Annotated in this window: 22 protein-coding genes; 16 read left to right on the top strand and 6 right to left on the bottom strand. The window is 47.0% G+C overall.

The features are described from left to right. The first annotated feature begins 8 nt into the window (after nucleotides 1-8). Nucleotides 9-827 carry an ATP-dependent sacrificial sulfur transferase LarE gene (gene larE, locus PFJ30894_RS00635; RefSeq protein ID WP_125668764.1) on the top strand — a complete coding sequence of 273 codons (819 nt, stop codon included), beginning with the start codon at nucleotides 9-11 and terminating at the stop codon, nucleotides 825-827. Between the two features lie 96 nt (nucleotides 828-923). Here the strand turns inward: larE and PFJ30894_RS00630 are convergent, their stop codons facing one another. Both PFJ30894_RS00630 and codA read right to left on the bottom strand, forming a co-directional pair. Then, a complete protein-coding gene (locus PFJ30894_RS00630) occupies nucleotides 924-1,364 on the bottom strand; it encodes a universal stress protein (RefSeq protein ID WP_021717890.1) in 441 nt (146 codons plus the stop codon). 311 nt (nucleotides 1,365-1,675) lie between these two features. Then, nucleotides 1,676-2,938, bottom strand: coding sequence for a cytosine deaminase (codA, locus tag PFJ30894_RS00625; RefSeq protein WP_125668763.1), 1,263 nt, complete (start codon nucleotides 2,936-2,938; stop codon nucleotides 1,676-1,678). Nucleotides 2,939-3,345: 407 nt separating this feature from the next. Between codA and PFJ30894_RS00620 the strand changes: the two genes are divergently transcribed. After that, entirely contained in the window at nucleotides 3,346-4,095 is a 750-nt protein-coding gene (locus PFJ30894_RS00620; protein WP_021717892.1) for a creatininase, read from the top strand. Between the two features lie 58 nt (nucleotides 4,096-4,153). Further along, nucleotides 4,154-5,086, top strand: a complete 933-nt coding sequence (locus tag PFJ30894_RS00615; RefSeq protein WP_021717893.1) for a DMT family transporter — start codon at nucleotides 4,154-4,156, stop codon at nucleotides 5,084-5,086. Between the two features lie 83 nt (nucleotides 5,087-5,169). On the opposite strand, the gene PFJ30894_RS00610 is transcribed toward PFJ30894_RS00615, so the two are convergent. After that, on the bottom strand, nucleotides 5,170-6,366 hold the full coding sequence (locus PFJ30894_RS00610) for a PucR family transcriptional regulator (protein WP_125668762.1): 1,197 nt from the start codon (nucleotides 6,364-6,366) through the stop codon (nucleotides 5,170-5,172). Nucleotides 6,367-6,581: 215 nt separating this feature from the next. Between PFJ30894_RS00610 and PFJ30894_RS00605 the strand changes: the two genes are divergently transcribed. From PFJ30894_RS00605 to PFJ30894_RS00560, 10 genes are all read left to right on the top strand, one after another. Beyond that, nucleotides 6,582-6,968, top strand: a complete 387-nt coding sequence (locus PFJ30894_RS00605) for a DUF190 domain-containing protein (RefSeq protein WP_021718142.1) — start codon at nucleotides 6,582-6,584, stop codon at nucleotides 6,966-6,968. 152 nt (nucleotides 6,969-7,120) lie between these two features. Beyond that, the gene (locus tag PFJ30894_RS00600) at nucleotides 7,121-7,612 is read left to right on the top strand and encodes a DUF697 domain-containing protein (protein WP_021718141.1); all 492 of its coding nucleotides are present in this window, start codon (nucleotides 7,121-7,123) and stop codon (nucleotides 7,610-7,612) included. 27 nt (nucleotides 7,613-7,639) lie between these two features. Continuing rightward, nucleotides 7,640-9,037: an NAD(P)/FAD-dependent oxidoreductase gene (locus PFJ30894_RS00595; protein WP_125668761.1), complete on the top strand. Its 1,398-nt coding sequence runs from the start codon at nucleotides 7,640-7,642 to the stop codon at nucleotides 9,035-9,037. A gap of 24 nt (nucleotides 9,038-9,061) precedes the next feature. Then, a complete protein-coding gene (locus PFJ30894_RS00590) occupies nucleotides 9,062-10,585 on the top strand; it encodes an ABC transporter ATP-binding protein (RefSeq protein WP_125668760.1) in 1,524 nt (507 codons plus the stop codon). Next, entirely contained in the window at nucleotides 10,582-11,658 is a 1,077-nt protein-coding gene (locus tag PFJ30894_RS00585) for an ABC transporter permease (protein WP_125668759.1), read from the top strand. Before PFJ30894_RS00590 ends, PFJ30894_RS00585 begins: the two co-directional genes overlap by 4 nt. After that, the gene (locus PFJ30894_RS00580) at nucleotides 11,651-12,580 is read left to right on the top strand and encodes an ABC transporter permease (RefSeq protein ID WP_125668758.1); all 930 of its coding nucleotides are present in this window, start codon (nucleotides 11,651-11,653) and stop codon (nucleotides 12,578-12,580) included. Before PFJ30894_RS00585 ends, PFJ30894_RS00580 begins: the two co-directional genes overlap by 8 nt. Nucleotides 12,581-12,595: 15 nt before the next feature. Then, a complete protein-coding gene (locus PFJ30894_RS00575) occupies nucleotides 12,596-12,946 on the top strand; it encodes a hypothetical protein (protein WP_046430951.1) in 351 nt (116 codons plus the stop codon). Between the two features lie 114 nt (nucleotides 12,947-13,060). Beyond that, on the top strand, nucleotides 13,061-13,498 hold the full coding sequence (locus PFJ30894_RS00570) for a universal stress protein (RefSeq protein WP_021718136.1): 438 nt from the start codon (nucleotides 13,061-13,063) through the stop codon (nucleotides 13,496-13,498). Nucleotides 13,499-13,539: 41 nt separating this feature from the next. Beyond that, nucleotides 13,540-13,977: a universal stress protein gene (locus tag PFJ30894_RS00565; RefSeq protein ID WP_021718135.1), complete on the top strand. Its 438-nt coding sequence runs from the start codon at nucleotides 13,540-13,542 to the stop codon at nucleotides 13,975-13,977. 230 nt (nucleotides 13,978-14,207) lie between these two features. Continuing rightward, nucleotides 14,208-15,839, top strand: coding sequence for a GGDEF domain-containing phosphodiesterase (locus PFJ30894_RS00560; RefSeq protein ID WP_125668757.1), 1,632 nt, complete (start codon nucleotides 14,208-14,210; stop codon nucleotides 15,837-15,839). A 54-nt stretch (nucleotides 15,840-15,893) separates the two neighbouring features. Here the strand turns inward: PFJ30894_RS00560 and PFJ30894_RS00555 are convergent, their stop codons facing one another. From PFJ30894_RS00555 to PFJ30894_RS00545, 3 genes are read right to left on the bottom strand one after another with little or no spacing between them, the layout of a single operon-like run. Then, complete coding sequence (locus PFJ30894_RS00555) at nucleotides 15,894-16,124, bottom strand: hypothetical protein (RefSeq protein WP_113077439.1); 231 nt, start codon at nucleotides 16,122-16,124, stop codon at nucleotides 15,894-15,896. A gap of 9 nt (nucleotides 16,125-16,133) precedes the next feature. After that, nucleotides 16,134-17,084: a magnesium transporter CorA family protein gene (locus tag PFJ30894_RS00550; RefSeq protein WP_021718132.1), complete on the bottom strand. Its 951-nt coding sequence runs from the start codon at nucleotides 17,082-17,084 to the stop codon at nucleotides 16,134-16,136. 36 nt (nucleotides 17,085-17,120) lie between these two features. Next, nucleotides 17,121-17,366, bottom strand: a complete 246-nt coding sequence (locus PFJ30894_RS00545; protein WP_021718131.1) for a TIGR03905 family TSCPD domain-containing protein — start codon at nucleotides 17,364-17,366, stop codon at nucleotides 17,121-17,123. A 320-nt stretch (nucleotides 17,367-17,686) separates the two neighbouring features. Here PFJ30894_RS00545 and PFJ30894_RS00540 point away from each other — a divergent pair, with 320 nt between their 5' ends. Genes PFJ30894_RS00540 through sdaAB form a run of 3 tightly spaced genes read left to right on the top strand, consistent with a single transcriptional unit; the run spans nucleotide 17,687 to nucleotide 20,231 of the window. Beyond that, a complete protein-coding gene (locus PFJ30894_RS00540; RefSeq protein WP_044491838.1) occupies nucleotides 17,687-19,099 on the top strand; it encodes a sodium:solute symporter family protein in 1,413 nt (470 codons plus the stop codon). 4 nt (nucleotides 19,100-19,103) lie between these two features. Beyond that, nucleotides 19,104-19,535 (top strand): HutP family protein, encoded by a 432-nt coding sequence (locus PFJ30894_RS00535; RefSeq protein ID WP_021718129.1) that lies wholly within the window; start codon nucleotides 19,104-19,106, stop codon nucleotides 19,533-19,535. A gap of 30 nt (nucleotides 19,536-19,565) precedes the next feature. Further along, complete coding sequence (gene sdaAB, locus PFJ30894_RS00530) at nucleotides 19,566-20,231, top strand: L-serine ammonia-lyase, iron-sulfur-dependent subunit beta (RefSeq protein WP_113077437.1); 666 nt, start codon at nucleotides 19,566-19,568, stop codon at nucleotides 20,229-20,231.

Raw genomic sequence — 20,231 nt, 5'->3', positions numbered from 1 at the left:
GGTGTAAAATGCAAGTAGAATTGCGAAAGAAATATTTAGATTTACTGGATACGCTGCGCAGTTACGGCAGCGTTGCCGTGGCTTTTTCAGGAGGCGTCGACTCTTCGCTGTTATTGTATGCTGCACGCGAGGCTTTGGGTGATAACGTACTGGCGGTGACGGTAAGGACGCCAAGTTATCCGGGACACGAAGCGAGGGACGCGGCACAGCTGCTGCACGAACTGAAAATACCGCATTTTGAAATCGGTGTCGATCAGCTTGCTGTTCCGGGATTTGCAGAGAATGGTCCGGAACGTTGTTATTATTGTAAACGTGCCTTATTTGAAACCGTTGTGGAGATGGCTGGGATGTATCATTGCAGCTGCGTCGCAGATGGTTCCAATATAGATGACGAAGGTGATTACCGCCCCGGGATGAAAGCGATAGCAGAGCTGGGGATCAAAAGTCCTTTTCGGGAAGTGGGACTTACTAAAGAAGAAGTACGGCTGCTGTCAAGGGAGTTTGAGCTTTTTACCTGGAATAAGCCTTCCTATGCCTGCCTGGCCTCACGTATACCTTATGGTGAAGTTATTACTGCAGAAAAACTGCAGATGATAGAAGTAGCAGAGCAGATTTTGCTGGATCTTGGTTTTGCCGAAATGCGTGTACGCTGTCACGGCAAATTGGCGCGCATTGAAGTTGCTGAGTCCGTTATTGAAAAAATTGCGCAGCCGCAGCTGCGCCGGAAGATCGTGGAAGCTTTCAGGAAGGCGGGGTTCCTGTATGTAAGTTTAGATCTGGAAGGGTTTCGCAGCGGCAGTATGAATGATACATTGACAGATAAGTGATTCTGAAAAACACTTCGGCCCCTTACCTCCAGCGGGTAAGGGGCCGTTTCCAAGGGATTACCGCCTTCACAAGACGGGAATATGTATATTAACTGATCATTTTACGATCACTACGGGGCATTCTGCATATTGCGAAATCTTCATGCTCACGCTGCCCATCAGCAGTTCGGCCAGCATGCCCATACCTCTGTTGCCGAGCACGATCATATCAGCTTCGGCAGTTTTGGCATATTCCAAAATCCTCTCAGCCGGGTCGATATCAACGATCAGACGATAAGATGCGGTAGTGCAGCCCAGCTTATCCAAAATACCTTTAGCGATATCAAGCGGAGTCGGATCCGGTTCTTTGGCTGCCATTTCAGCTTCTTCAATAGCATTTTTAGGTTTTCTTGGCGGAACTTTAGTGTAGTCGTAAGGTACAATAACATTGACTACCATAATTTCGCTGCCAAACGGTTTGCCGATGCCGGCTGCAAACTCCAGTGCACGCAGCGCAGTTTCGGAACCATCGAACGGTACAAGAATCTTTTTCATCATGGTAAATCCCTCCTTAAAACATCCGCGCCTATAGATCAGATCGGAAATGTTACAGGCGGTAGTGGTAACACTCCGCAAAAGTCAGGTTAAAATTTAGATGATTTTCAGATGACATCTTGTTTTCTTTTTGTATATACTTACTTCTACAAACGGATCAAAAATCCTGCTGCGTGAGCTGTTGAAACCAGTAAAATTTTTGCGAAAAATATTACAGAAAATGCTGGTTTTCAGGTTTCTTTCTGCAGATAAAAAAGCACTGACGTATTTAATAACGGCAGTGCTTTTTGTTATTTGTTAAGGGGCCGGGAATATTATTTTAAGAGCCCGTTGGTTGTAGTAATAACTTCGGGGGCACGTTCAAAAAGAAATTCGCCGTCGCGGACGGAACAGGCAACGGAAACGCGATTGCAGACTGCTTCAAATTCGCCTTTGGCATTGAGAACGATAAAGTTGGCCGGTTTGCCGGCTTCGATACCGTATTGATCGAGAATATTCAGGGTGCGGGCGCCGTTGACTGTAATCAGGTCGAGGGAGTTGCTGATTTCTTCGATACTCATCATTTGCGCGATGTGTATACCTGCGTCAAGAATATTCATCAGATTACCGTTGCCGACAGGATACCAGGGATCGCTCATGGAATCCTGGGCAAAGCAGACGTTGATGCCGGCTTCGTTCAATTCCTTGACACGCGTCAGGCCGCGGCGTTTGGGGTAGTTGTCAAAACGTCCCTGCAGATGGATGTTTTCGGTAGGGCAGGAAATAAAATTGACTTTGGAAAGCCCCAGTAATTTGAACAGCTTATAAGTATAGGCATTGTTGTAAGAATGCATGGCACAGGTATGGCTGGCAGTGGCTTTTTCGGCGATGCCGCTGCGCAGTGCTTCGGCGGCCAGGACTTCGATAAAGCGGGACTGGTCGTCGTCAGTTTCATCGCAGTGGATATCGACCATTTTGTCGTATTTTACTGCCAGTTCGAAAGCTTTCTGGACGCTTTTAACGCCGTCTTCACGTGTATATTCAAAATGGGGGATGGCTCCGACCAGGTCAGCGCCCATAGTGAGAGCTTCTTCAACTAATTTATCACCGCCCTGATAAGCATACATCCCTTCCTGCGGGAAGGCGATGATCTGCAGGGTGCAGGTATCTTTGACTTCTTCGCGCAGCTCCAGCATGGCCAGCAGGGCTGTAAGCTTGGGATCAGTCACGTCGACATGGGTGCGGATATATTGCACGCCGGTAAGGATCTCCTGTTTCATGGCCTGACGGGCGCGTTCTTTGATTTCTTCTTTGGTCAGCCTGCCTTTAGTTTCAGACCAGCGCTGGATGCCTTCAAATAAAGAACCGGTTTTGTTGGCTGCCGCCGGATTAAGTGCAGTGAAAACGTAATCAAGATGAATGTGGGGATCGACATAAGGCGGTACGGCGAGTTTGCCTTCAAGATCTACGACCTTCTCAGCTGTTACTTTTGCGGCAAGACCGGGGCCTATCTCTTTAAATTTACCATCAGTTATATAAATGTCCTGCAGGCCGTTCTGACCTTTTAATTTGGCGTTGGTGAATAATATGCTTTTCATTATAAAGTCTCCTTTACAAACTTAATGTTGTGGCGGAGGAGCTTCGTAACGAAAACTCTTGTCGCAATCAGTATAGCAAGTCGAAATATAAAAAGCACTGTATGAATGATACAAAAAGAGCAGTACTGACTTGTGCAAAAAATGCACTTGCAGGCTGGAATGTTTTTGGCCTTTTTGTACGTTGTGTACAAGGTTGAAGCGGGGGTATACTGAAAGCACAGTAAAGCTAGCTGCTGCACAAAAATAAACGGCCCGGGGACAGGACGAAAACTCTTAGTCAAGTAAGTTCCTAATTAAATGCGGCACTGCCGCAGGTCCTCACAACTTTCTTTCTTAAAAGAACAAAGCAACAAGGAAAAATGCAGGTAAACGACATTAAAATATGGATATTAAAGGAGCGATAAATCATGATCAGAATGAACGAAATGACCTGGATGGAATTTAAAGCGAAAATCGACGAAGGAGCGATCACTATTCTGCCTATCGGCGCCTGCGAACAGCATGGCCCCCATCTGCCGCTGTGTGTAGATACGGTTCTGGCTAACGGCTTTGCCGAAAGACTGGCGCAGCGTGTTGGCGGTATGGTAGCGCCGGCAATCAACTATGGTTATAAATCTAAACCTCTTTCCGGCGGCGGCCCCCTGTTCCCGGGAACTGTTGATTTGAACGGTGATACTCTTGTCCGTTTGACCTATGATGTTCTGGAAGAGCTTATTAAAGACGGCGTGAAAAAAATCATGGTGCTTAGCTGTCACTTTGAAAATGAAGCTTTTGTCTGCGAAGCAGTCGACCTGATAGCTCAAAAATATGGAGAACAGGCCAAGATTTTGATCGCTAACTGGTGGGACCCGATGCCGGCAGAGATCATCGATAAAGTGTTTGACGAAGTACCGTTCCCGGGCTGGGCTTTTGAGCACGCAGCTGTTACGGAAACCTCTCTGATGATGGCTTTCGCCCCTGAATTGGTGCATGAAGAAAGAATGGTAGATACCCAGGGAGCGACTCCCTGTCCGTATCATATATATCCTGTGCCTAAAGATGCGGTTCCGCCTACCGGCGTACTTGCTCCGGCGCGTTCTTCTTCAGCTGCCCGCGGACAGCTGATCATTGACAGTGTTTTAGATGAATTGGTAAAAATCTGCGATAAAGAATTTTAATTCCGGTTTAGACAAAGCGGCGGATCTGCCGCTTTGTCTTCCATAAAGGAGAATTATCATGGCTAATACAAGTACCAGGGGTATTTTACTGACGATGCTGTCGGCTGTTACCTTCGGGTTTGCCTTTACTCTAGGGCCGATGACCTATGGCGAGGCTGGCAGCAATCCGGTGACCCTGACCTTTTTGCGTAATTTTTTGAGCTTACCGGTGCTTTTGGCGATTCTTTGGTATCAGGGCATATCTTTACAGGTCAGCGCCAAAGAATTGTGGAGCCTGACTATTTTAGGCGGTATCGGTAATGCTGTGACTACGCTGATGTTGTTTATTGCCTTTTCATTGATCGACGTAGGCGTAGCAACAACGATCCACTTTATTTATCCTGTTTTTGTGACTATCGGCTGCGTACTTTTTTATAAAGAACGGCTGGGACTGCAGAAATTTATTGCTCTGCTGATCGCTACTGCCGGGATTGCCTGCTTTTTTCTGGGTGTGGATATGAGCGCTGGTTTCAGCGGCGGGACTTTTCTGGGGCTGTTTTTAGCGGTCGCTTCCGGCGTTACGTATGCTTTTTATATCATTTATATGGATAAAAGCGGTTTGAAAAATCAGCCTGTTTTTAAAATTTCTTTTTATGTAGCACTGATGTCTTCGATCGCTATGGGGATCTTTGGCATAGGAACAGGTGAATTGACTTTGACGACTCTGACGCCGCAGGCCTGGTTTATTTCCACTGTGTTTGCATTGCTGTGTACGGTGGTAGCCCTCTCGCTGCTGCAGATAGGCATCAAGCATGTCGGTGCTTCTACTGCCGCTATTTTGACTACCTTCGAGCCTATTACCAGCATTATCTGCGGCGTACTGCTTTTGGGAGAAACAGTGACTACGATCAAGATCGTTGCCTGTGCCCTGATTATGACGGGCGTAGTTACACTGTCACTGGCAAAACAAAAAAAGCCTCCGGAAGAGGCAGTTACCGTTCCTGAAGGCTGATAAATTTGAGTAAACCTACAAATCCTCCTGTAAATAAAACAACAGTAAAGGACCGGACCGCTGCTTGAGGGTCTGGTCTTTTGCTATTCTTCCAGGTAGTCTTTGGCGACGATGCTGCTCAGCAGCTCAAGTCGTATCAGGGCATCGTCGATATCGCGCCCCAGCAGATCACGGATCTGGTTAAGACGGTATAAAAGTGTATTACGGTGAATAAACAGTGCCTGTGATGTTTTAACAAGATTGCCGTTGCAGTATAAGTACTGACGCAGCGTTTCCAGAAGCTCCGAATTATTTTTGCTGTCATGCTGCAGGAGCACACCGAGATTATAGTGATAGTATTCGCGGATTTCTTCTTTATCATCGATTTTAAACAGCAGGCGGTATAAACCAAGCTGGGAATAGTAGACAATGTGATTGCTGCGTCCCATCTTTTTCCAGAGCAGCAGCGCTTTCTGCGCTTCCTGATAACTGATTTTGATTTGTTCGACATCGGCGTAAGGACGGCCAAAGCTGAGGTAAAGGTTGCTGCCGCTGTAGAGCTGGCTTAAAAGACCGCAGACGGTTTCCAGATAAGCTGCCGCCTCAGCTGCTTTTTCCTGTGTAGGCGCGCTGGCAAGGCAGATCACATTATTGCCGTAGACCAATGTGATGACCGGCAGCTGTTTCTCTTTACAAAGACTGTCGACAGAATGCTGCAGTTTATCTTCAAGGCTGTCATGGCCTGCATCTGTCATGATTTCATCAGCGGGGTGACTGACGTTAAAAACAGCAATAAATTTATATTCCAGTAATTGGATATCGTTGATGATCGCTGTATCAAGCATTTGCCGGTAATCAACATCGGAAGCAAAAAGCAGGCGGCCCAGAAAGTTTTTTGACTTTTTGATTTCAAATTTATCACGCATTATCAGGTCGGTTATTTCGCGCGTTACATCAATCAGCTTTACGTCCCAGGGCATTTCAAAAAGCGGGAAATCGGCTGCGTCGGCCTGGGCCAGCAGTTCTTCTGGAATAGAGTTGATATATTCATTGCCGACCAAGATTACAAGACCGGCTAATTTTTTCTGGATACATTCTAAAATGAGATCCTTAAGTTTATCGGCGCTGTGCACAATGCCGGTAATAAACAGCAGTTCGCCGCCGTGTACCCATTGCGAGACAGTTGAAGTCTGTCCTACGTAGGGCCAGGTGACCGTACGGTCCAGACCGTTTGGCCCGGCAACCAGCTTGATACGTTCAAAATATTTTAAAGTCAATAGATCCTGACAGGTAACAGACATGGTAGGCCTCCTTGTGGTCGAATAGTCAAATGCTTATTTTATTATATCAAATTCCAATACTCGGCAGCAGGAAATTTAAGCGGCCGAATAAAGTGTAGCTAGTGTTACAAAAATTATTTATTATTATTTATACTCTAAAACATGAATTTTCAGAAACTGCGTGCTATAATTAAAGTAACAAGAAAAATAATAATTTATGGGAAGGTGTGAGTTATATGACGGCAGAATTCAAAAAATGCTGGATGCTTAAAATTTATACGGGCGAGGACGTTATAGTAGGCAACGATCCCCTGTACAGAACGATTCTTGAAGAAGCCCGCCGTTTAAAGATCGCCGGCGCTACCGTCATTAAAGGTATCGAAGGTTATGCGACCGAAGTGCGTGGGATCGACCGTCGTCCGGTATCACTTTTTACCGGTGTTTCCAACCTGCCTGTTTTGGTGACGATCGTCGATCAGAAAGAAAATTTGGAAAAGCTGATCCCGTTTTTAGAGAAAAAGGCTACGCATGCGCTGGTGTTGTTTGAAGAAAGTACGGCTTTGGTTACTGACTATATGCGTCAGGTGATTGCCAAACGTCAGGCTGACGGGCTGGAAAAATAAGTTTTGCCCTTATAAAAAAATTTGGCCGCAGGTTTTACAGCCTGCGGTTTTTTATGCCCGACAGCGTATTTATCGGCAGGACTTAGCAGGATTTTTCAGGAAGATTGCGAATAATAATAAGTGGTTTACTATGCCTGAAGGAGGGTATGCAAATGGATATGAATCAGGAAACTAAGGTCACTGTCATTGACGACCGGCTGCGTCAGGAGGAAGCTGAAACTTTGTGCCGCTGGGCTGCTGCCCGCGCCGGGGTTATCGTTGTTGCTCCGTTGCTTGGAACAATGGCGCTGATTGCTAATGATGTGTATCTGGTGATAAAATTAGGCAGTGTTTATGAAGAAGAAATCGGAGAAAAGGCGGCCGTAAGCCTGCTGAGTTCTTTAGGAGCTTATTTTGTAGGCAGTACGCTGACGACACTGATCCCGTTTGCTCCCTTGCAGATACCTGTAGCTGTAGGGACTACCTATGCGCTGGGTCGTGTCGTTACCGAATGGCTGAAGGCCGGTAAACCGGCGGACCTGAGTCCGTTTAAAACTGTGTATGATGATGCTTTGCGTGAAGCAAAGAAAAATATTGAGCTTTTTAAAAATGACCCTAAAAAAGATGAACCACTGGGTGATGAAAGTAAAAAATACGATTTGTGATCAAACCATAATGAATGGAGGTCCTTTATGTACGAGAACTATGATGTAGCGATTATCGGCGGTGGCCCTGCGGCTGTTTTCGCAGCTTATGAATTTACTCTGAAATATCCGACGGTCAGGCTGATCATGCTGGAGGAAGGCAATCCAATCGAACGGCGTCAATGTCCGCTGGCTGCAAAAAAAGTGGATCATTGCCTGCGTTGTGTCCCTTGTGATATCATGCGCGGTTTTGGCGGTGCCGGTGCTTTTTCAGACGGTAAGTATAATTTTACGACTGAATTCGGCGGCTGGCTGAGCGAGTATATTCCGGAAAAGACTGTAATCGAGCTGATTGATTATGTTGATGAGCTTAATTGCCGTCATGGCGCTCCCGGCGAATATTTCAGCACAAAGAACAGTACTATCGGCGGTCTGGCGCTGGGACATGATCTGCATCTTTTAAACGCCAAGGTCCGGCATCTGGGGACTGAAAATAACCTTATTATTATGGAGCATATTTATAAATATCTGGCTGAGCGAATGGAGATCCGCTGTAATACCCATGTGGAAACTATCAAACGGCACGGTGACGGTTTTGAACTGGGCGTTCGCGGCGAGGACAAAGCTGATATTCGCTGTGATTATCTGATCGCTGCTCCCGGACGTGCCGGTGCGGAATGGTTTACCGAACAGTGCCGCGGACTGGGATTGTCCTTTATTAACAATCAGGTCGACGTAGGCGTGCGGGTAGAGGTGCCGGCGCAGGTCTTTAAACACATTACTGACGAAGTCTATGAAGCTAAGCTGGTCTACCGGACACGGCAGTATAATGATCTGGTCCGTACTTTCTGCATGAATCCCAACGGTTATGTAGTGGCCGAAAATACTGACGGCATCATTACAGTCAACGGGCACAGCTTCCGCGATCCCAAGCTGCACAGTCATAATACGAATTTTGCTTTACTGGTCAGCAATAAATTTACAGAACCGTTTACTGAACCGCATCAATACGGCAAACGTATCGCTTCTTTTTCCAATATGCTGGGCGGCGGCGTGCTGCTGCAGCGTTTCGGCGATTTGATCAAAGGCCGGCGTACTAATGAAAGACGTCTGGAAAAGAGCTTTACTAAGCCTACCTTGTCGGCTACGCCCGGCGATTTGAGCCTGGTGCTGCCTAAACGCCATTTGGATAATATCATCGAAATGATTTATGCGCTGGATAAGGTGGCGCCGGGGATGGCTAATGCCGATACCCTGCTTTACGGTGTAGAGGTAAAATTCTACAGTGCGCGTCTGGAACTTGATGATAAGCTGGAAACTAAGATCCCGAACCTGTTCGCCGTCGGCGACGGTGCCGGTATCACCAGGGGGTTGTCACAGGCCAGTGCGAGCGGAGTCCATGTTGCCCGCCAGATCGGCGCGCGGCTATGCGGAGGAGCGGATTAATTTTATGATGAACGGAGCAAAGTCATGACCTTGCCTCTTATCAGTATGCGGCAGATAACGAAACGGTTTCCCGGCGTTATCGCCAACAATAAAATAAATTTGGAATTGTATCCCGGTGAGATACATGCGCTCTTGGGTGAAAACGGCAGCGGTAAAAGTACTTTGATGAGTATCCTTACAGGTCTTTACAAGCCTACAGAAGGCTGTATCATGGTTGGCGGGGAGGAAGTAAAGTTTGCTTCGCCTGCTGACGCCATTGCCAGCGGTATCGGGATGGTACATCAGCATTTTAAACTGATCGAATCTTTTACGGTAGCTGAGAATATCGTTCTGAGCCAGAGCAAAGGTGGTTTTTTGCTGAAACCGGAGCAGATCATAGCAGATATTGAAAGTCTGGGTGAGAAATATGGACTGCAGGTAGATCCGCGGGCCTATGTCTGGCAGCTTGGTGTGGGAGAAAAACAGCGTGTGGAGATCTTGCGGATGCTTTATCATCGCAGCCGGGTGCTGATCCTGGATGAGCCTACGGCTGTTCTGACGCCGCAGGAGACACGCGAGCTGTTCGTCAATCTGAGAAAGATGGCAGACGACGGCTGTGCGGTAGTTTTTATTTCCCACAAACTCAACGAAGTCGAGGAATTGGCTGACCGAGTAACTGTTTTGCGCGGCGGCTGTGTAACCGGCAGCGCCGCAAAAGAAGATATGCGTCGCGACAAGCTGGTGCAGATGATGATCGGCCGCGAGGTGCTGAATACCTATGAAAAAAACTGCGAGCACTGCGGTGAAGTGGTGCTGCAGCTGGAGCAGGTTTCAGCTCTCAATGATATGAATACGGTTGGACTGAACAATGTCAGGCTTGCAGTCAGAGCTGGTGAAATTTATGGTATCGCCGGAGTATCGGGCAACGGTCAGCGCGAGCTGGCTGAGGTACTTGCCGGACTGCGGCCGTCGATGGGCGGAAAAATATTTTTTTACGGACAGGACCTTACCAATAAAAAACCGAAAGAAATGATCGAAGCAGGTATCAGTTATGTGCCGGAGGATCGTCTGGGTATGGGGCTGGTGCCAAATCTGGATTCTGTCAATAACGTGATCTTGAAAGAATATGACGGTAAATTTTCCAAAGGCTGGCGGATTCGGCGTGAAGCTGCTATAGCGGCGACAAAACGTATCGTAGAAGATTTTGATGTGAAGCTGGGATCGATTTTCCAGCCGGTGAAGATGATGAGCGGCGGCAATCTGCAAAAACTGCTGCTGGGACGCGAGATAGCCGCTAAACCCAAGCTGATGATCGTACTGTACCCGGTACGCGGCTTGGATATAGGTGCTATCGAAGCAGTGCACAAGCTGCTGCTGCAGCTGAAAGAAGAACAGACTGCGATCATTCTGGTATCGGAAGAGCTGGAGGAAATCGCGAAGCTGGCTGATCGTGTAGGCGTTATGTTTGCCGGGCAGATTTTAGGTGAATTCCCTGTCAGCGAAATGGATACAGAAAAAATCGGCGCTTTGATGGCGGGTATTACCGAAGCGGGAGGTGCGGGCGTATGAAGCTGGTAATGGAAAAACGTCTGGCACCCAGTCCGCTGATGCGCTCGCTGGTGCCGGTGGTGGCAGCTTTCGCCGCTCTGGTTTTCTGCGGTATCTTTTTTGCAGTGACGGGGCGCGATCCTTTTGAGGTATATTATGCCATGTTCAGCGGTGCGTTAGGTTCTGAGTATGGTATTTCGGAAACGATCGTCAAAATGATACCGCTGGCGATGTGCGGATTAGGCATTGCCATTGCCTTCAGGATGCAGATCTGGAATATCGGCGCTGAAGGGCAGTTTTATATGGGAGCCTGTGCGGCCAGCTGGCTGCCGCTGACTTATCCTGACCTGCCTTCTATGATCATGCTGCCGGGCATGCTGCTGCTGGGAGCTGCGGCAGGCGGGATGTGGGGACTTTTAGCCGGGTGGTTCAAAACTAAATGGCTGGTCAGCGAACTGATTACGACGCTGATGATGAATTATATTGCAATTTTATGGGTCAATTATCTGGTCTATGGTGCGTGGCGTGATCCCAAGGGCTTGAATTTTCCTTTGACAGCGGCCTTCAGCGAGTCGGCTTTGCTGCCCTCTTTCAGAGATCTGCGCGTACATGCCGGTATCATTATTGTATTTGTTTTAGCGGCAGTTCTGGCAGTAGTTTTTCGTGATTCCCGCTGGGGCTACGAGACACTTGTTATTGGTTCCAATCCTACGGCTGCCCGTTATGCCGGGATCAATATTCCCAGAAATGTTTTGCTGGTGATGCTGCTAAGCGGTGCTGTCTGCGGGATGGGCGGCATGATTGAAGTCAGCGGCATCGTTGGCAAGCTGCAGCCGGGTATCAGTCCCGGTTATGGTTATACGGCGATTATTGTGGCCTGGCTGGCGCGGCTGCATCCGGCAGCGATTATCGTAGTAGCTTTTTTGTTTGCGATTATCCATGTCGGCGGGTTTATGGTGCAGACACTGGGGATTCCTTCGGCTGTGGCAACAATGCTGCAGGGAGCTATTTTATTCTTTGTCGTCGGCGCTGATATCTTTACCAATTATCAGCTGCACCTGATCAAAAATGAAGGAGGCGAAGAGAGTGAATGAGACATTGCTCATTTCAATTTTAGCTGCCTCTATTACGGCCGGTACCCCTATTTTGTTTGCTGCGCTGGGTGAACTGATTTCCGAGCGAGCTGGTGTTACCAATCTGGGTGTGGACGGGATGATGCTGGTCGGTGCCTGTGCCGGGTTCATTGCCGCTCAGCAGACGGGCAGTCTTCTAAGTGGTGTTGGGATGGCGCTGCTGGCAGGTTCATTGATGGCGCTGATACACGCTTTTCTGACTGTCACCCTGCGGGCAAACCAGGTCGTCAGCGGTTTGGCGCTGACCTTGTTTGGCACGGGTCTATCCGGTTATCTGGGTTTGGATTATGTGGGGCAGCAGGCGACTGTTGTTTTCAGTAAGCTGGCTGTACCGGGGCTCAGTGAGATCCCGGTGCTGGGGCCGGTACTGTTCAGGCAGGATCTGCTGGTTTACTGCAGTTATATTTTAGTGGCTGCTGTTGCTTTTTATCTGTACCGTACAAGAGCAGGGCTGTTTATGAGGGCTTTGGGAGAAAATCCGGCTGCTGTAGATGCTGTAGGCGTCAATGTTTTTGGACTGCGGTATTTATATGTGGTCATGGGCGGTGCTTTAGCCGGTTTGGGCGGCGCGTATTTGTCGCTGGCTTATGCTCCCTGCTGGCTGGAAAATATGACGGCCGGACGCGGCTGGATCGCGGTGGCACTTGTAATTTTTGCTCTGTGGGATCCCTGGCGTGCGCTGCTTGGTTCGTATCTTTTCGGCGGCATTGATGCTTTGGGCTTTCATTTGCAGGTTGTTGGCCTGCCCGTATCTGTTTTTATTTTGAATATGCTTCCATATATTTTTACAATAGTGGTTTTGATTTTGGTTCTGGCCCGCAAAGGGGGCCGTCTGGCAGCGCCTCAGGCGCTGGGGCAGCCTTATGACAGGGAAGAACGTTAAACGAGGAGAGCTGTTATGGAATTTTTTATTTTCTTATGCTTTATGTCTTTTGTTTCTTTTGCTGTGGCCTTCCTGGCTTACGGACTGGTGATCCGTCTTATGGGAACGACGAGTTCTGCAAGCCGTTATTCGCAGATCATTCTTGTGCCGATAGCGATCATTGGTTATGATTTTCTGACGATCACTGCGCCGGCCGAATACCGTTATGTTATCGGCGGGCTGCCGATGCTGCTTTTAGGATTAATGCTGCTGTATTACCGTTTTGGTAAAGGCGGCAGTATGGATGATGCTCCGGCACCATCAGAGATCAAAAAAGTAAGTAAAAAATCCCTGAAGCATCAGGCGAAAAAAAATAAAGTTAAATAATTTTGCTTTAGCAGGAATTTAGGCTGTAAAAAGAGAAATTAACAGTGAAACCAATAAGCTTATTATTGATTTTGAATATTCTAAAAGCAGTTAAGATAGCAGGAGGTGCGTATTATGTTTAAAAAAATCTTAGTACCTGTAGACGGTTCCGAAACCGCATGGCGCGCATTGAATAATGCGTTGGAGATCGGTAAAAAATTTGAGAGTGAAATTTTGGTAGTGAACGTAATCCAGCCTTATAATAATGCTGCTCTTTTGGCAGTCCCGCTTGACCATGCTACGATTAATCAGGGTAACAGCGAATTGGAAAAAGTCGGTGATAAGGTTTTGGAACTGGCCAAAGAAATGGTCGGCTCCTATCCGCATAAAGTTGAATATGATATGGAAGTAGGGCATCCGTCGGAACGGATTATCGCTTTGTCCAAAAAAGTGGAAGCCGACGCGATCGTTTTGGGCAGCCGCGGACTCAGCGGCATTGCTGAATTTTTCCTGGGCAGCGTCAGTTCCAAGGTTTCTCAGTATGCAACAGTGCCGGTACTGATCGTAAAATAATTACGGAGCTGTGTTTAAAGTTTTGATGAAGGATGATGAATATGTTAAAAAAAATCCTCGTACCTATCGACGGGACTGAATATTCCTGGCGGGCCATGGAATATGCCGCTTCGCTGGCAAAGCTGTCGGGTGGACACCTGGTTATTTTGACGGTCGTTAAGCCGGGGATTAAAGCTGTCGGCGGTGCTCCTTTGGAAGAAGAACTGGTCTACAGTGCTAATGGGCCGGTGATGCAGATCGGCAATGAGGTGCTGGGCGCTGCCAAGCACTTAATGGACAAACAGGAAATCCCCTGCGATTATCTGCTGGCTATCGGCAGTAGAGCAGCTGAAGAAATAATTAAGCTGAGCCGTCGCGAAAACTGTGACAGCATTGTTATTGGCAGCCGCGGCTTTGGAGCTTTGGAAGGGCTTTTAAAAAGCAGTGTCAGTAAAACGGTGATCGAAGAATCCGAACTGCCAGTTATTGTAATTAAATAAAAGTGGTCTTTGAGGCGTTGTGTATAAATTACACAGCGCCTTTTGTTGTTTTAAGAATAAAAATATTCTAAAAAACCAAAAATATTGAATAGATATTATAATGATGTTATAATACAAATGGATAAACAAAATGCAAACTTTTAAAAATGTTAAAAATAAATATCCTGAAGAAGCTTTTTTAAACTAAAGTAAAAGTTGCGACTGGGAATATTTATAAAAGAGGTGCAGAAATGAGCTCGAAAATGATGGGCTTCGACGAATTTCCTCAAATAGCGCGTACAGAAACAGCAAGAGCGATCTATCTGATTGATGTTGATACCTGTGAAATTGTTTATATGAATAAGAGTGCGAAAGACATGTTGCAGCTGGCCTATGAAGATGACAGCTACTGCGGTAAAAAATGTTATACGGTTTTACAGGGACTGAACAGCAAGTGCAGGTTCTGCCGAAATAATCTGCTGACTACAGAGCGCATGTTTGTGGAAGAAATATATCAGCCGTCGGTACAGCGCTATTTACAGGTCAAGAGTATTTTATTCAATTATATGGGGCGTCGTCTGCGTTTTGAAATTCTATATAATTTTAAGGAAGAAGAACTGGAACAGCAGAAAAAATATCTGGATCAAAAATTGGAACAGATCCGTTGGGTAGATAATCTTACAGGACTGTATAATAGAGAGAAATACAGCAGTCTGTTGAAGGATATAGAAATTAAGAAAATACGGCAGATAGGTATTGTCGATATGGATATCAACGGGCTGCGCAATATCAATGCAACCAAGGGCTATCATTCGGGTGACAGGGTCCTGATCAGGATAGCAGCACTTATCAAAAGTGTTTTTGGCGTTAATTCATTTCGTGTCGGCAGTGATGAGTTTGTCAGTTTGGCGCTGAATATGGATAAAGCGGATTTTGAAGCAAAAGTAGCGGCGCTGAAAGCTAAATTCAGTGCAGAGACAGATTTCAGGGTCTCGGTCGGCAGCTTATGGAGCGATAATTGCCGGGATATTTATAAAAAGGTATCTCAGGCAAATGCGGTGATGGAAGCGACAAAATCGTTTGGCTATAAAAATCTGACCGCCGATTATAATCATAAAGCAGAAAGCGCGCACCGGCTGTTGGCCGAGATCGCGGAAGGAAGGTTCAAAGTTTACCTGCAGCCGAAAATAAACCTGCAGACAGGTCTGATAGAAGGTGCCGAGGCCCTGGTCAGAAAAATCGACGATCAGGGAGTGATAATAGCGCCGGATAATTTTATTCCTGGTTACGAAGAAAATGGTTTGATAAATTATATCGACATCTTTGTTCTGAAGACAGTCTGCCGGATGCTGAAAGACTGGCGTGAACGTGGCGGCAGAGTTTTTAAGATGTCTGTAAATGTTTCGCGGGTAACGTTGATTGCGGAAGATACAATCAAAAACAGTGTGGCTATCTGTAAGAAATATGGTATTGATCCATGTCTGATAGATGTGGAGATCACGGAAAGCTTTGGTTTGCTGGAAAAAGAGCTGCTTGTGGATTTGATCAAACGGATGCATGAGGCTGGCTTCAGTATTTCCATGGACGATTTCGGTACTAGCTTTTCTAATCTGGAATTATTGTCACAGGTGCATTTTGATACGGTAAAGTTTGACAAAAGTCTTACGGACAGTATCGTAGACAATCCTAAAACGCAGATTTTGTTTAAGGCGGCGGTTTCTATGTGCCGTGAATTTGGCGATACGCTGACTTTGGCTGAGGGCATTGAAAATGAAGAGCAGCTCAAGGTTTTGCAAAAGCTGGGCTGTCAGTTGGGTCAGGGTTATTATTTTGCCCGACCGCTGCCTGAAGACGAGTTTTGGGAGCGTTATGTAAAAAAATAAAAAGCATAAAAATAACCCCGCTGCATTATTGCAGCGGGGTCTTCTTCTTCAGGTTCAGTATGAGCGCCGGCCCATTTCCGGATGCGCTACGGGTTTTAGATGCAGGCGCTTGGCCTGTTCTACGGCTTTATCCAGCGGCAGGTCCTGTCGTCCGGACTTGCTTTCAAAGACACAGCAGGGAGTATCGCTTCCTACTTCTCCGCCTGGAAGATAAATATATTCCTGATTATCGTTATCGCCGAGAATAATACCGGCCAATAATTGTTCTGCTAGTATTTTTGACATAATATCCTCCTAGAACATGCGGCGTTTCCACAACCAGTAGCCTGTACCTACAGAAATCAGCAGGGCGATGGAAGTGATGGTGACAAAACCGAATTCGTTACCTTCCAGAGGCACCGGAACGTTCATGCCCCATAAGCCGCCGATAGTTGTGGGGATAGCTAAAATAATGGTTACAGAAGCCAGGAACTTCATAACTAAGTTCAGGTTATTACTGATGATAGAGGCAAATACTTCCATCATGCTGTTAAGAATATGGCTGTACATTTCAACCATTTCAATAGCCTGCTTATATTCAATGATGACGTCTTCCAAAAGGTCTTCGTCTTCTTCGTAGAGCTTGATCAAATGTCCTGACTGATTTGTAGAACGCAGACGCAGCAGTTTTTCAGTAACGATATAATTGCTGCGCAGGGAAGTAGTAAAGTAGGTCAGTGACTTCTGAAGATCCAGCAGGTTGAATAACTCGGAGTTTTCCATGGATTTACGCAGATGCTGCTCCAGTTCATCAGTACGTTTGATGATGATACGAATATACTTTAGATATAAAGTAGCTGATTTATAAAGGATCTGGAACAGGAACCGCGTTTTTTTGAAGGTGCTGAAGAAACGATGATTATAGGAAGAAAAGTCAGCAACAACAGCGTTAGGCTCCAGACAGACGGTGACAATAAAGTCTTCAGCGATGATAATGCCGAGCGGCAGTGTGTCGTAGTCTTTGTTACTGCGTAAAAAAGGAATATCGACCAGGATCAGGATCTGGTCGTCTTCGGTTTCGATACGCGATTTTTCTTCTTCGTCAAGCGCGGCCGTCAGAAAATCCAGCTGGATCTTAGTAGCGGCGGCTATTTCATGCAGTTCTTCAGGGGAGGGACTGACAATGTCGATCCAGCAGCCCTTTTCTAATTGTTCAAGCTCAAGCTCATCGATGCCGTTTGGTGTACTTTTGAGGATCTTATACATTGCAGGTGCCCCCTTTCCTTGGAATTTGCGATGTTGTTATTTGTTTAGATGCTGCTCCAGGGCCTGAGCCAGCTGGTCGCCGCAGGAGGTGCTGCGGTTGCCGCAGTGAATGCCGCGCAGTTTTGCGGCAACTTCCTCAACGGGAAGTCCTTCTACCAGGATGCCGATAGCTTTAAGATTGCCGGGGCAGCCGTTGACGAAAGTAACATTATGGACCTTGCCGTCAACGATGTCATAATTTATTTGTTGAGAGCAGGTGCCGCTGGTTTTGTAAGAATACATAAATTTAAGCCTCACTTATCAGGGAATTTCAGATAAATAAATCTTCTGTAATCTTTTTTACATTCGACATAAAAATCTAAAATCCTTGTTGCCGGCAGCAAAGTATAAAAAATTTTACAAGGCAGCCAGCGAATGTAAATGAGCTAAAGAAAGTAAAAAAGTGTTTTAAAAAGCTGTTTTACTTCACTTTGCAGAAGAAAATTGATATAATTATATCCATACTTGATGGGTAGGAGGGTAGTATGGCAGCAGGCGCCTTCTGAGGCGCGGAGTGGTTTTAATAAGCAGCAATGTAGCAGCGTAGAAAGGTAGTGTGGCATTTGTCTATTCAGTTGATTATCGTGTGCGTGTATATCGCGCTTTTGTTTGGTATCAGTTTTTATGTTAAAAGGCGGGCTGATAAAGGCTCGACGGAATATTTGTTTGCCGGGCGTAAATTAAGTGCCGGCCTGATCGCGGTCAATATTACGGGGCTTGCGGTCGGTGCGGCTTCTACAGTGGGCGTTGCCGAAAATGCCTTTAAAGTAGGTATGGCGGCAGGCTGGTATAATGCAGCCTGGGCAGCGGGGGCTGTCGTGATGGGGCTTGTTGCCGCTGGGAAACTGCGGGCGATGAAGATTTCTACGATCCCGGAATTTTTTGAGAAATACTATGATACGAAAGGTCGTGTCATCAGCGCGGTTGGTCTTGTTATTATTATGTCTGTTATTACGGCGCTGCAGTATTTGGCGGGCGGGGCGATTCTGGCTTCGCTGCTGCCTGACATTTTCAGTTTTAAAGGCGGCATGATGATGAGTGCCGTTGTTTTCATCGGCATCACCCTGATCGGCGGTCTGTGGTCCTCAGGTCTTTCCAATATCGTCAGCGTTTGTCTGATTTATGTCGGTGTCCTGTATTCCTGCTTTGCCGCCGTCAATAATGCCGGCGGGATCGAGAATATTGCGGCTCAGCTGCCGCCGACGCTGGATTGGTTCGATCCTTTGGCTGGTATACCGATGGCGGTCATTATCGGCTGGTTCATAGTTATGGTCACACAAGCGATCACGGCACAGGGACCGGTGCAGATTGCTTGTGGTGCCCGTGATGCCAAAACTGCCCGTAAAGGCTTTCTTTTAGGCGGCATTTTGATTTTCCCGATCGGATTTTTATGCGCGCTGCTCGGCATTGTAGCGAAGGTTTCTTTCCCGGATATTACGGCGACTATGGCTCTGCCGAAAGTCGTTATGAGTCTGAACCCGGTGGCATCAGGAACGACGCTGGCTGCCTTGTGGGCGGCCGATGTTTCTACTGCCTGCACGATCCTTTTGGGGGCGGGCACTTTGTTCAGTCAGGATATTTACAAACGTTTTATTAATCCTTCTGTCAGCGATGAAAAATTTGTCACTGTCAATCGTCTGACTATTTTCGGGGTTGGTTTGATAACCTTATGGTTTGCTTTCAATGCCGCAGGTATTTTGAAGACCATGATTGCCGGTCTGTCGATGACTACCGCTCTGACCTGTGTCTTTTTATTTACTGTGTTTGCGCCGGGGCTGTGCCGCAGAAGCAGTGCTTTTTATACAACGCTGGTCGGACTTTTAGGGCTGGTGGTCTGGGAATTTGTACCGGCGCTCCATGTTCTGCAGCATGTAATTTATTTTGAATGGCTTATTTGTATTGTAACCTTTTTAATAGTGGCAGTTGTTGATAAAACTCCGATTAAAGTACCGGAATATGTAGAGGAAGAGGCTTGATATTATGACCGACAGCAAACTCACCAGTATTGAAATCGGCCGTGCGGCTCTGAAAATAGCTGTTACAGGTTCACGCAGCGAAGAGCAGAGGATCAAGCAGGAACTGGCTGAACAGGGTATTCGTTCGACAGCGGTCGATTTTGGCGGGGAATTTATTCCGTCTATTGTCAAGATTGTTGAACGTGCTGTAGTGGCAGCGCAGAGGCAGGGCCTGGTTTCAGATACGCATGTTGGCGCCGGTGCGGTAGCAGGAGCTGCTCATGCGGCTTTAGAGCAGGTGAAAACCAAGGCTTTGGGCTTTAATGTCGGCGGCAAGATCGGTATTGCCCGCTGCGGTGAGCATTTGTGCGTTGCTATTTATATGGCGGTAGGCGTGCTCAATCTCAATGAGTTGTGTGTAGGTCTGGCGCATCGTTCGCTGGATAATGTGGAATAAGGACGCAATAGTAAAAGCAGTGAGGTTATTATGAATATATTTGATGTTATCGGACCGGTAATGATTGGTCCGTCCAGCTCGCATACGGCTGGAGCCGTACGTTTATCGTTATTGGCAATCAGCATTCTGGGGGCCTGGCCGGTAAAGGCGCAGATTGCTTTGCATGGGAGCTTTGCTCAAACTTACCGCGGCCATGGCACGGATATGGCGCTTCTTGCGGGACTGATGGGCTGGCTGCCGGATGATGCCAGGATTCCGCAGGCAATGGATTTTGCGCAGAAGCAGGGCTTGGAATACGCATTTTCCACGATCAATCTAGGTGATCTGACACATCCCAATACGGTCTATTTTAAATTGACAGCTGCAGATGGCAGAAAATGCGAAGTTATTGGTTCTTCTATTGGCGGCGGACAGGTTCTGGTAACTTCTATTGACGGTGCGGCTGTAGAACTGAGCGGTAAGCTGCCGGCGATCCTTACCTTGCATAAGGATAAGCCTGGTGTTATTTCCCTGGTCAGCAGCGCTTTGGCAAGTGCCGGTATCAATATTGCCGGTATGCGGGTTTTCAGGGCGAATAAAGGCGGGTTGGCAACGATGGTCATTGAATGTGACCAGGTCGTGCCGGAGCCGATAATCAATCTGGTTGCTGCTTTGGAACCTATGCAGTCGGTGCGGTTCATCCGTAATGTTTTGTGA

The organism is Phascolarctobacterium faecium (assembly GCF_003945365.1).
Lineage (GTDB): Bacteria > Bacillota > Negativicutes > Acidaminococcales > Acidaminococcaceae > Phascolarctobacterium > Phascolarctobacterium faecium.
Note: the sequence above shows the minus strand (reverse complement) of the source record. Positions and strands in the feature narration are given on the sequence as shown.

Bases quoted from the DNA above. Each gene is read 5' to 3' on its own strand.
- PFJ30894_RS00590 (WP_125668760.1), top strand. From the start codon at position 9,062: ATGACCTTGCCTCTTATCAGTATGCGGCAGATAACGAAACGGTTTCCC.
- codA (WP_125668763.1), bottom strand. From the start codon at position 2,938: ATGAAAAGCATATTATTCACCAACGCCAAATTAAAAGGTCAGAACGGC.
- sdaAB (WP_113077437.1), top strand. From the start codon at position 19,566: ATGAATATATTTGATGTTATCGGACCGGTAATGATTGGTCCGTCCAGC.
- PFJ30894_RS00535 (WP_021718129.1), top strand. From the start codon at position 19,104: ATGACCGACAGCAAACTCACCAGTATTGAAATCGGCCGTGCGGCTCTG.
- PFJ30894_RS00600 (WP_021718141.1), top strand. From the start codon at position 7,121: ATGGATATGAATCAGGAAACTAAGGTCACTGTCATTGACGACCGGCTG.
- PFJ30894_RS00555 (WP_113077439.1), bottom strand. From the start codon at position 16,124: ATGTCAAAAATACTAGCAGAACAATTATTGGCCGGTATTATTCTCGGC.
- PFJ30894_RS00605 (WP_021718142.1), top strand. From the start codon at position 6,582: ATGACGGCAGAATTCAAAAAATGCTGGATGCTTAAAATTTATACGGGC.
- PFJ30894_RS00620 (WP_021717892.1), top strand. From the start codon at position 3,346: ATGATCAGAATGAACGAAATGACCTGGATGGAATTTAAAGCGAAAATC.
- PFJ30894_RS00570 (WP_021718136.1), top strand. From the start codon at position 13,061: ATGTTTAAAAAAATCTTAGTACCTGTAGACGGTTCCGAAACCGCATGG.
- PFJ30894_RS00595 (WP_125668761.1), top strand. From the start codon at position 7,640: ATGTACGAGAACTATGATGTAGCGATTATCGGCGGTGGCCCTGCGGCT.
- PFJ30894_RS00560 (WP_125668757.1), top strand. From the start codon at position 14,208: ATGAGCTCGAAAATGATGGGCTTCGACGAATTTCCTCAAATAGCGCGT.
- PFJ30894_RS00615 (WP_021717893.1), top strand. From the start codon at position 4,154: ATGGCTAATACAAGTACCAGGGGTATTTTACTGACGATGCTGTCGGCT.
- PFJ30894_RS00550 (WP_021718132.1), bottom strand. From the start codon at position 17,084: ATGTATAAGATCCTCAAAAGTACACCAAACGGCATCGATGAGCTTGAG.
- PFJ30894_RS00565 (WP_021718135.1), top strand. From the start codon at position 13,540: ATGTTAAAAAAAATCCTCGTACCTATCGACGGGACTGAATATTCCTGG.
- PFJ30894_RS00575 (WP_046430951.1), top strand. From the start codon at position 12,596: ATGGAATTTTTTATTTTCTTATGCTTTATGTCTTTTGTTTCTTTTGCT.
- PFJ30894_RS00630 (WP_021717890.1), bottom strand. From the start codon at position 1,364: ATGATGAAAAAGATTCTTGTACCGTTCGATGGTTCCGAAACTGCGCTG.
- PFJ30894_RS00585 (WP_125668759.1), top strand. From the start codon at position 10,582: ATGAAGCTGGTAATGGAAAAACGTCTGGCACCCAGTCCGCTGATGCGC.
- PFJ30894_RS00545 (WP_021718131.1), bottom strand. From the start codon at position 17,366: ATGTATTCTTACAAAACCAGCGGCACCTGCTCTCAACAAATAAATTAT.
- larE (WP_125668764.1), top strand. From the start codon at position 9: ATGCAAGTAGAATTGCGAAAGAAATATTTAGATTTACTGGATACGCTG.
- PFJ30894_RS00610 (WP_125668762.1), bottom strand. From the start codon at position 6,366: ATGTCTGTTACCTGTCAGGATCTATTGACTTTAAAATATTTTGAACGT.